The following is a 9,436-nucleotide window of genomic DNA, read 5'->3' on the forward strand; positions in this document are numbered from 1 at the left end:
CGCGCGCGCTCGGCGGCCACCGAGGCCGGCACGCGGTTCTCGTGGCTGTCGGCCGCCGGTTCGGCCCCCGCTCGCGTCAACGCCCGGGCGTGGTCGAACCGGTCGCGGCGGGCGAACGCGGTCAGGAACGTCTCGGCGGCGAGGTCGGCGGCGGTCTCCTCGTTCAGCCACGCGGCCACGTACCGGTAGACGTCCCGGAAGTAGAGGTCGTAGACGGCGGTGGACGCATCCGGGTCGCGCCGTAACCTCGCCACCAGTTCGGCCCTGCCGTCCCCCTCACCCGGCGCACCTGACCGGCCGCGCGTGGTGGACAGACCCGGCGCCGAAAATGGGTGGATCGTGGTGAGATGGGGGGCGGAGGTGTGGTCATGGATTGCGTACGACTTGGTTCCACCGGGATGAAGGTGTCGCGGCTCTGCCTGGGGATGATGAGCTACGGCGACCCGGTCAAGTGGCAGGACTGGGTGCTGGACGAGGAGCGGAGCGAGCCGCTGGTGCGCAAGGCCGCCGAGGCGGGGATCACGTTCTTCGACACCGCCGACGTGTACTCGCTCGGCGCCAGCGAGGAGATCACCGGACGCCTGCTGCGCAAGATCTTCCCCAACCGGGAGGACTACGTCCTGGCCACCAAGGTCTTCTTCCCCCTGGGCAAGGCGGCGAACGACTACGGCCTGTCGCGCAAGCACATCCACGCGGCGATCGACGCCTCGCTCAGGCGCCTCGGCACCGACTACGTCGACCTGTACCAGATCCACCGCTGGGACGACCACACGCCCATCGAGGAGACCATGGAGGCCCTGCACGACGTGGTCCGGGCCGGCAAGGTGCGCTACATAGGCGCCTCCAGCATGTACGCCTGGCAGTTCGCCAAGGCCCAGCACGTCGCCAAGGAGAACGGCTGGACGAGATTCGTCTCGATGCAGAACCACTACAACCTCCTCTACCGGGAGGAGGAGCGCGAGATGCTCCCGCTCTGCGCCGACCAGGGGGTGGGCGTGATCCCGTGGAGCCCGCTGGCGCGCGGAGTGCTGGCCCGCGCGGGCTCGGAGGCGGCCACCACCCGCACGGGGTCAGACCCTCGGATCGACTACCTGTACGACCCGGACAACGACCGGCTCGTGCTGGACCGGGTGGCGCAGCTGGCCCGGGAGCGGGAGGTGCCCGCGGCCCAGATCGCGCTCGCCTGGCTGCTGCACCAGCCCGCGGTCACGGCCCCGATCGTGGGCGCCACCAAGGACCGCCACGTGGACGACGCGGTGGCCGCGGTGTCGGTGGAGCTGTCGGACAAGGAGCTCGCCTTCCTCGCCGAGCCGTACCGGCCGCGCGGGGTCCGCTTCTGACGGGCGGCTGAAGGGGCGCCCGTGCCGCCAGGCGGGAAGTGTCGGTCGCGGCTTCTAAGCTTGCCTCATGGCACGGGCGAACGAGGAAGCCGCGGCGGCGCTCCAGGAATACGCGGAGCTGTTCGCGCTGACCGGAGGCGACGCCTTCCGGGTGCGCAGCTACCAGAAGGCGGCCAAGGCGATCGCCGGCTTCCCCGAGGACATCTCGGTGGCCGACGTCCGCGGCGTGCCCGGCGTCGGCGAGGCCATCGCGAAGAAGATGGAGGAGTTCCTGCTGCGCGGGAGCTTCCGCCAGCTCGACGACCTGCGCGGCCGGGTGCCCGAGGGGGTGCGGCGGCTCACGCGGGTGCCGACGCTGGGGCCGAAGACCGCGATCATGCTCTTCGAGGAGTTCGGCATCGACTCGCCCGCCGCGCTCGGCGAGGCCATCGCGGCCGGGCGGCTCGACGGGGTCAGGGGGCTCGGCCCCAAGACGCTGGCCAACCTGGCCAAGGGCATCGAGCAGCTGGAGCAGTCGGGCCGCAGGGTCCACATCGGGGTGGCCATGTCGCTGGCCGAGCAGGTGGCGGGGTCGCTGACGGCTGAGCGCATCGCCTACGCCGGGTCGCTGCGCCGGATGAAGGACACGATCGGCGACATCGACATCCTGGCCGTGGCGCCGGTGTCTGTCATGGAGGAGTTCCGCGCCCAGCCGTACGTCGCGGAGGTCATCGCCGCGGGCGACAAGAAGACCTCGGTGCGCACCACGTCCGGCGTCCAGGTGGACCTGCGGGTGGTGCCCGCCGGGTCGTGGGGCGCGGCGATGCAATACTTCACCGGCTCCAAGGAGCACAACGTCGCGATCCGCGAGATGGCGGTGAAGAAGGGCTGGAAGCTGTCGGAGTACGGCCTGTTCGAGGGCGAGCGGGTCATCGCGGCGGAGTCGGAGGAGGAGATCTACGCCGCGCTGGGCATGCAGTTCGTGCCCCCGCCCATGCGGGAGGACGGCGGCGAGGTGCGCGCGGCGCTCCGCGGCGAGCTGCCGGAGCTGGTCCGGCTGGAGGACCTGCGGGGCGACCTCCACACCCACACCGACCTCACCGACGGGATCGCCTCCCTGGACGACATGGTGGCGGCCGGCCACGCCCGCGGCTACTCCTACTACGCGGTCACCGACCACGCCCCCGACCTGGCCATGCAGCGCATGACCCTTGACAAGGCGCTGCAGCAGCGCGAGCGGGTCGCCAAGCTCCAGGAGCGCTACCCCGGCATGCGCCTGCTGCACGGCACCGAGCTCAACATCGCCCCCGACGGCTCGGTCGACTGGCCGGCCGAGATCCTGCGGGGCTTCGACGTCTGCGTCGCCTCGGTCCACTCCCACTTCGCCATGTCGCGCGAGGAGATGACCCGCCGCTTCATCGTGGCCTGCGAAAACCCCTACGTCGACATCATCGGCCACCCCACCACCCGCAAGATCGGCAAGCGGGAGCCGGTCGACGCCGACTGGGACGCCGTGTTCCGCGCCGCCGCCCGCACCGGCACGGCGATGGAGATCGACTCCTTCCCCGACCGTTCCGACCTGCCCTCCGACCTGGTGCGGCTGGCCAAGCACCACGGGGTCAAGTTCTCGATCGACAGCGACTCGCACGCGATCCCCCACCTGGCCAACCAGCGCTTCGGCATCGGCATCGCCCAGCGCGCCTGGCTGACGGCCGACGACGTCATCAACACCTGGCCCCTGGAGCGCCTGCGGTCCTTCCTCCGCCCCTGACCCGCCCCGGGCTTGTGTCACATATCGGCGATGAGCACCCCCATGGAGCGGGCCGTGCCCGCGACCTGCCGCATCGCCGCTTCGACGTCGTCGGTGTCGAGGTCGGGCAGCTTGCGCTCGGCGATCTCGCGCAGTTGCTCTCGCGACAGCTTCGCCACGCTCTGCGACCCCGGCCTCGCCGCCCCGCGCGCGAGACCCAGGGTCTTGCGGATGAGATACGCCGTGGGCGGCGTCTTGAGGCGCAGGTCGAACGTGCGGTCGTCGAAGACGGTGACCACGACGGGCACGATGTCGCCGCGCTGCCCGGCGGTGGCGGCGTCGTAGTCCAGTTTGAGCTGCCGGGTGTTGACGCCGGCCGGGCCCAGCATCTTGCCGATGTCGGTCATAGCGGCGTTGCCGCCTTCGAGTTCCAGGGTGACCTGGCGGGAGACCTTCTTGCCGTTCGTCATGCGGCGGACGCTAGATCCTCACCCGACGGCAGGGTCAACGGCAGGCGAAACGGCGTCCGGCTCGCGTGGGCGGTGCGGGCGAAACAGCGTCCGGCTCGTCATCCTCCTCGCTTGTCCACGTACGCGCCCTCCCGCTGGGCGCGGAGCAGCCTGGAGCTTGATCCGGGCGCTGCCGCTGGGCGGGCTCCAGCACCGCCTGCGGCGTGGCCGGCTCCGCCCCCCTCCGCACAAGTGCACCGGTTCGCGGCAGACTGTGTCATGAGCACCGGAACGGCCTGGTCGGCGGCGAGTGGCCCGGTTGGACCGCCACCGCCGAAGGGGGACGGGCACGGTTTTCTGCCGCGCCCGAGCGTGTGGCGCGGGCCGGACGGCGAGTTACGATTACCATGGATTTCCAGTAGGAAATAGGCGCATCGAGGGGGTCTCCATGAAGCAAGCCGCGACGACCATCGTCAAGCCTCTGCCGGACCACCTGTTCACCTCGCGCGGCGCGAACGCCGAGATGCGCTGGGAGGCGATGGCCGGCTTCGGATACCACACCCCCACCGACCGCTTCTTCGTCCGCAACCACACCTCCACCCCGCTGATCGACGCCTTCACCTGGCGGTTGCGCCTGCACGGGCCGGGGGTGCGATGTCCCGTCGAGTTCGACTACGCCCAGCTCCTGGCCATGCCGTCACGGACGCTCGACGCCGCGATCGAGTGCGCAGGCAACGGGCGGCGGTTCTACGGGACGCAGCAGCACGATCCGGCGCCCGGCACGCAGTGGGGGCTGGGCGCGATCGGGGTGGCGCGCTGGCGCGGGGTGCGCCTGGCGTACCTGCTCAAGCAGGCCGGGATCGGGCCGGACGCCGTGGAGGTGGTGCCGAGCGGGCTCGACGCGCCGTTCGAGGACCACGGGCACGTGCGCAGGCCGCTGCCCGTGGACAAGGCCATGCGGGACGTGCTGGTGGCCTACGAGATGAACGGCCGGCCGCTGCCCGCCGACCACGGCTTTCCCGCGCGGCTCGTGGTGCCCGGGTGGGCGGGGATAGCGTCGATCAAGTGGCTCGGCGACATAGAGGTGACCACCCGTCACGTGCTCACGCCCTGGAACACCGTCTTCTATCGCGGCCTCACCGTCCTACCGGCGAAGAGCGCGTTCGAGCTCGCCTGGGACGCGACTCTCGTCACCGGCCGGCCGTACGTGCTGCACGGCAGGTCCTGGTCGGGGCGGGGGCGGATCGTCAGGGTGGAGGTGAGCGTCGACGGCGGGCTCACCTGGCGCAAGGCCGAGCACCATGGACGGCACCTGGTCAGCGCCTGGCTGCCCTGGCACGTCCAGTGGACGCCGCGGCGGCCGGGGCCGCACGTGCTCATGGCGAGGGCGACCGACGAGACAGGGGCCACCCAGCCGCTGATCGCCGCGCGGCACCCGCTCGGCTACGACTTCGACGCCGTGGTGCGGCATCCCGTTCAGGTGATCAAGGGGTAGGGCAGGTCCGGCGGACATCTGGGGCGTACCGGGGAGTAGCGGAATTCATCTGGAAGTCGCTCCCCGAAACCTCGCGGAAATCGTCGCGTGTGATGCTGGCGGCACGCTGAGTGAGGGGAGAGCAGATGAGCCAGCTGACCGCACTCGACGCCCAGTTCCTCGACTTCGAGTCCGCGACGACCACCGCCCACGTGGCGGGCCTGGCGATCCTCGATCCGGGCGGCGGCTCTGTCAACCGGCGGGCGCTGGCGGAGCTCCTGATGGAGCGGATTCACCTGTCCCCCGCGCTGAGCCTCCGGCTGGCGCCCGTGCCCCTCGGGCTGGACCGCCCCTACTGGGCGGCCGATCCCGAGTTCGACATCGACAACCACCTGTTCCAGACGGTGCTGCCCGCGCCGGGCGACCAGCGGCGGTTGGCCGACGAGGTGGCCCGCATCCACGCCCGCAGGCTGGACCGGGCGCATCCGCTCTGGGAGATGCACCTGATCAACGGGCTGGCCGACGGCATGGTCGCCGTCTACACGAAGGTGCACCACGCCGCCATCGACGGCGTCTCGGGCGCCGAGACCCTCGCCACCCTGCTCGACCTCACCCCCGAAGCCCACCAGGCCCGCACCTCACGCCGTACCCACTCCTCCCTCAGCACCGCTCCCCCGTCCCCGGGACCGGAACGGGCCGAGGATCCCGGATCGAACCTCCCTCAGCAGGCGCCGCCCGCCCGCCTCGCGGTTCCTCGAAGCGACGACGCGGTCGCCCCTCCCGGCGTGGTGGCGGACGACGCCGAGGGGACCGCCACGCCGTCCGGCGGGAAGCAGCCGCCCAGGAACCGGACGCAGGCGCCGAAGAAGGGGCGGGGCGGCAGGAAGCCCCGGAAGGCGCCCGCGACGACCTACGCGGCGGCCGGGCCGAGGACGCAGGTGACCGCACTGGCCCCCCTCCCCGACGGCGCCGGCCCTCTGGGTGGCGCCGCGCAGGAGCGACCGGCGAGGAACGGAAGCGGCACCCGCCCGGCCGCCGCGACCTCCCGTCCCCGCACGGGACACCCCGCCCTGCGCATGGCCGCCTCGACCGGATCGCGTCCGGCCCCCGCACCCGACCTCCCGACCCGAAGCACGCCCCCGAACCCCGTCACCGACCTGCCAAGCCGCAGCACGGTGCCCGACCCCGTCACCGACGTGGCACCCGGGGCCACGGACCCGAGCCCGGTCACCGACCTGCCCGCCCTGCCCGTGGCGGCGTCCGGCGACGGGCCTGGGCTGATCGGGATGCTGGCCGGGGCGGCTGTGCGGTCGGTGACCCATCCGGTGCGGGCCGTCGGGTCCGCCGTGCGCGCCGCCGGAGACCTCGACGCCATCCCCCTGGCCTCGACCATCCCCGGCGCGGGGCTGATCGCGAAGGCCGCCAGGCTGGTGACACGGGACCGGCAGCACCGCCCCGAACTGCCGAGGCTGGCCGCCCCTCGCACCCCGCTGAACGGCCCCATCAGCGCCGGTCGCAGGCTGTCGTTCGGGTCGGTGCCGCTGAAGGACGTCAGGAAGGTGGCGCGGGCCAACGGCGTGAGCGTCAACGACGTGGTCATGACGCTCTGCACCGCCGCCCTCCGATCGTGGCTGGCGGAGCGCGACGCGCTGCCCGAGGAGCCGCTGATCGTCGCCGTCCCCGTCGCGGTCCGTACGGCCAGTGCGAGGGAGAAGGTCGGCAACCAGCTCTCCGCGATGATCGCCCCGGTGCCCACCAACGTGGCCGACCCGCGCGAACGCCTGCGCGAGGTCGGCGCGACCATGCGCGCGGCCAAGCGGCGCTTCGCCCTGGCCCCGGCCGGCTGGCTGGGCGACCTGTGCTCCCTGCTGCCCGCCCCGCTGACCGGCCTGGCGTCCCCGGTGATCTTCCGGCTGGCGTCGGTGGCGTTCCCGCCCATCAACCTGATCATCAGCAATGTGCCCGGCCCGCAGTTCCCGCTGTACCTGTGCGGAGGGCGGGTGCTGTCGTACTACCCGCTGTCGGTGGTGACCGACCTGACCGGCGGGGTGAACATCACCTGCTTCTCGTACGACGGCATGCTCGACTTCGGCATCGTGGCCTGCCCCGAGCGGATGGACGACGTGTGGGGCCTGCTCGACCACCTGGGAGAGGCACTCGACGAGCTGCTGGCCGACGAACCGGCCGGCGCGGAGCCCGCGCACGAAGAGGCGGCGGGCGCGGCAGCGCGTTAGGCCAGCGAGTTGGCGATGAGCTCGGCGACCGCGTCGGGGTCGATCTGGTGGCCGGTGAGCTGGCAGAGGTTCTCCTGGTAGAGCAGGACGGCCGCGAACGTGGCCGCCGCCACCTCCAGCCTGGCCGCGTCGCCCCGGGCGCCCGGCAGCGCCAGCTCCAGCGCGAACCTGGCCCGCCTGATCAGCTCCCCGTTGAGGCGGCCCAGCCGTTCCCTGACCGACCCGTGCGTGTCGGCCTCCCGGAAGAGGATGCGCCGCATGGCCGGTGACGCGCGCAGGGGAAGCCCGCGGGCCAGCCGGGAGAGCGTGCGCGCGGGATCGCCCGGCACGGCGTCGACGTCGCGCCCCTCCTCGACCAGCGTGCGCTCGTCGACGAGCGCGACCAGCACGTCGATCTTGCGCGGGAAGTAGTGGAACACCAGCCCCTTCGGAACCCGGGCGAGCTTGGCGATGACCGCGGTGGGGGTGGCCTCGTAGCCGCCTCCGGCGAACAGTTCCTCCGCCGCGTCCAGAATGCGCGTCCGCGCGTCACCGTTCACCACAGCGGAACGATAACCCGCAGGTGAGCGACCTTGCCATGCCGCCGGAGCGAGACCACCCTGCCCGCGCCCTGAGACCCCTTCGATGTGGCGTCGCCCGAGCGGGAATCTCCTGGAGCGGTGCCTGTGGATGCCGGACAAACGCCCCGGCAAGGGCCAGCGGATAATGGCGCCATGAGATCAATAGGCACCACGGCGCTGTCCGTGTTCCCGATAGCTCTTGGCACCAACGTGTTCGGCTGGACCGCCGACCGCGAGGCGTCGTTCGCGGTCCTCGACGCCTACGTGGAGGGCGGCGGCAACTTCATCGACACCGCGGACCTCTACGCCTACCGGGTCACGGGCGAGTCCACCTCCGAGCTGATCATCGGTGAGTGGCTGGTGAAGCGCGGCAACCGCGACTCGGTGGTGCTCGCCACCAAGGTCGGCATGCTGGAGGGGTTCACCGGGCTGGCGCCGGCGACGATCCGGGCCGCGGTCGAGGCGTCGCTGCGCAGGCTCCGCACCGACTACATCGACCTCTACTGGGCGCACATCGACGACCAGGACACGCCGCTGGCCGAGACGCTCGCCGCGTTCGACGCTCTCGTACGCGAAGGGAAGATCCGTTACATCGGCGCCTCCAACTACGGCGCCCGCCGGCTGTCGGAGGCGCTGACGATCTCGGACCAGGAGGGGCTGGCGCGGTACGTGGCCCTCCAGCAGCACTACAACCTGGTGGAGCGCGGGTACGAGGGCGAGCTGCGCGACGTGGTGGCCCGGGAAGGGCTGTCCAGCACGCCGTGGTCCTCGCTCGCCCGCGGCTTCCTGACCGGCAAGTACCGGCCCGGCGTCACCGTCGACAGCCCGCGGGCGGGCGCGGCGGGCGAATACCTCAACACCGAGCACGGGCGGCGCACGATCGACGCGCTCACCAAGGTGGCGGCCGAACGCGGCGTCGAGCCCGCCTCGGTGGCGCTCGCCTGGCTGGCCGCCCAGCCCACCGTCACCGCCCCGATCGCCAGCGCCCGCACCACCGGCCAGCTCCAGCCCCTGCTCACAGCGGCCGGCCTCGCACTCAGCCCCGAGGAACTCCGCCTGCTCGACCAGGCGTCCCGCCCCTGACCCCCACCCCTGCCCCGCCCCCTCAGCCCCTCCGGCGCCCCTCTCCCTTTGTGCACCGCCTCCAGCCCTGCTCCCCCTCGGCCTTACCCCTCCCCTGCCTGCCCCTTCCGGCCAGCCCCTGACGCCCTCTCGCTCCCACGTAGGCCAGGGGACGGTCGGCGGCACAGGCTGCCCGTGCCGCGGTCAGCGGGGCCGCCGTCCGGGGAGGCGGCGACCGGTGTGGGCACCCTCGGCCGGTCGGCCTGGGCGCGACCAGTCCGGGAAGCCTCCCCCGGGGGCGGTGAGCCTGGAGGCGGTCAGCCCGGGAAGCGAGCAGCCCAGGAAACGAGCGGCCCAGGAAACGAGCGGCCCAGCAAGCGAGTGGCCCAGCAAGCGAGTGGCCCAGCAAGCGAGTGGCGCGGGTGGCCATCAGCGCGGGGAGGTCAGCGGGTGCGGTTGGCGAGGGTGAGGCAGAGGGTTCGGAGGGTGGTGGCTGCCGGGAGGCAGGCGTCGAGCGCCGCCAGGGCCTGGGCCGCGCGCTCGTCCGCCAGCCGCCGGGCCACCTGCCGGCCGCCGGCCCGTTCCACC

General features: G+C 72.4%; 7 protein-coding genes and 1 pseudogene. 5 read left to right on the forward strand and 3 right to left on the reverse strand.

Annotated elements, in window-relative coordinates:
* Positions 1 to 254, reverse strand: a pseudogene (locus DQW85_RS06915) (RNA polymerase sigma factor); the annotation flags it as partial.
* 114 nt (positions 255 to 368) lie between these two features.
* Between DQW85_RS06915 and DQW85_RS06920 the strand changes: the two are divergent.
* Together DQW85_RS06920 and polX are read left to right on the forward strand one after the other, a co-directional pair.
* Positions 369 to 1,340 carry an aldo/keto reductase gene (locus DQW85_RS06920; RefSeq protein WP_113699560.1) on the forward strand — a complete coding sequence of 324 codons (972 nt, stop codon included), beginning with the start codon at positions 369 to 371 and terminating at the stop codon, positions 1,338 to 1,340.
* Positions 1,341 to 1,407: 67 nt separating this feature from the next.
* The gene (gene polX / locus DQW85_RS06925; RefSeq protein WP_113699555.1) at positions 1,408 to 3,090 is read left to right on the forward strand and encodes a DNA polymerase/3'-5' exonuclease PolX; all 1,683 of its coding nucleotides are present in this window, start codon (positions 1,408 to 1,410) and stop codon (positions 3,088 to 3,090) included.
* Positions 3,091 to 3,107: 17 nt separating this feature from the next.
* Here the strand turns inward: polX and DQW85_RS06930 are convergent, their stop codons facing one another.
* Positions 3,108 to 3,539: an uL11 family ribosomal protein gene (locus tag DQW85_RS06930; RefSeq protein ID WP_113699556.1), complete on the reverse strand. Its 432-nt coding sequence runs from the start codon at positions 3,537 to 3,539 to the stop codon at positions 3,108 to 3,110.
* A gap of 427 nt (positions 3,540 to 3,966) precedes the next feature.
* Here DQW85_RS06930 and DQW85_RS06935 point away from each other — a divergent pair, with 427 nt between their 5' ends.
* On the forward strand, positions 3,967 to 5,013 hold the full coding sequence (locus DQW85_RS06935) for a sulfite oxidase (RefSeq protein ID WP_113699557.1): 1,047 nt from the start codon (positions 3,967 to 3,969) through the stop codon (positions 5,011 to 5,013).
* Between the two features lie 125 nt (positions 5,014 to 5,138).
* Entirely contained in the window at positions 5,139 to 7,226 is a 2,088-nt protein-coding gene (locus DQW85_RS46640; RefSeq protein ID WP_240196979.1) for a wax ester/triacylglycerol synthase domain-containing protein, read from the forward strand.
* Here the strand turns inward: DQW85_RS46640 and DQW85_RS06950 are convergent.
* On the reverse strand, positions 7,223 to 7,768 hold the full coding sequence (locus DQW85_RS06950; RefSeq protein ID WP_113699558.1) for a TetR/AcrR family transcriptional regulator: 546 nt from the start codon (positions 7,766 to 7,768) through the stop codon (positions 7,223 to 7,225). The two genes, DQW85_RS46640 and DQW85_RS06950, sit on opposite strands and share 4 nt — an antisense overlap.
* A gap of 171 nt (positions 7,769 to 7,939) precedes the next feature.
* Here DQW85_RS06950 and DQW85_RS06955 point away from each other — a divergent pair, with 171 nt between their 5' ends.
* Positions 7,940 to 8,869 carry an aldo/keto reductase gene (locus DQW85_RS06955; protein ID WP_113699559.1) on the forward strand — a complete coding sequence of 310 codons (930 nt, stop codon included), beginning with the start codon at positions 7,940 to 7,942 and terminating at the stop codon, positions 8,867 to 8,869.
* Positions 8,870 to 9,436: the final 567 nt, after the last annotated feature.

Origin of the sequence: Nonomuraea lactucae, from assembly GCF_003313395.1 — a bacterium.
GTDB lineage: Bacteria > Actinomycetota > Actinomycetes > Streptosporangiales > Streptosporangiaceae > Nonomuraea > Nonomuraea lactucae.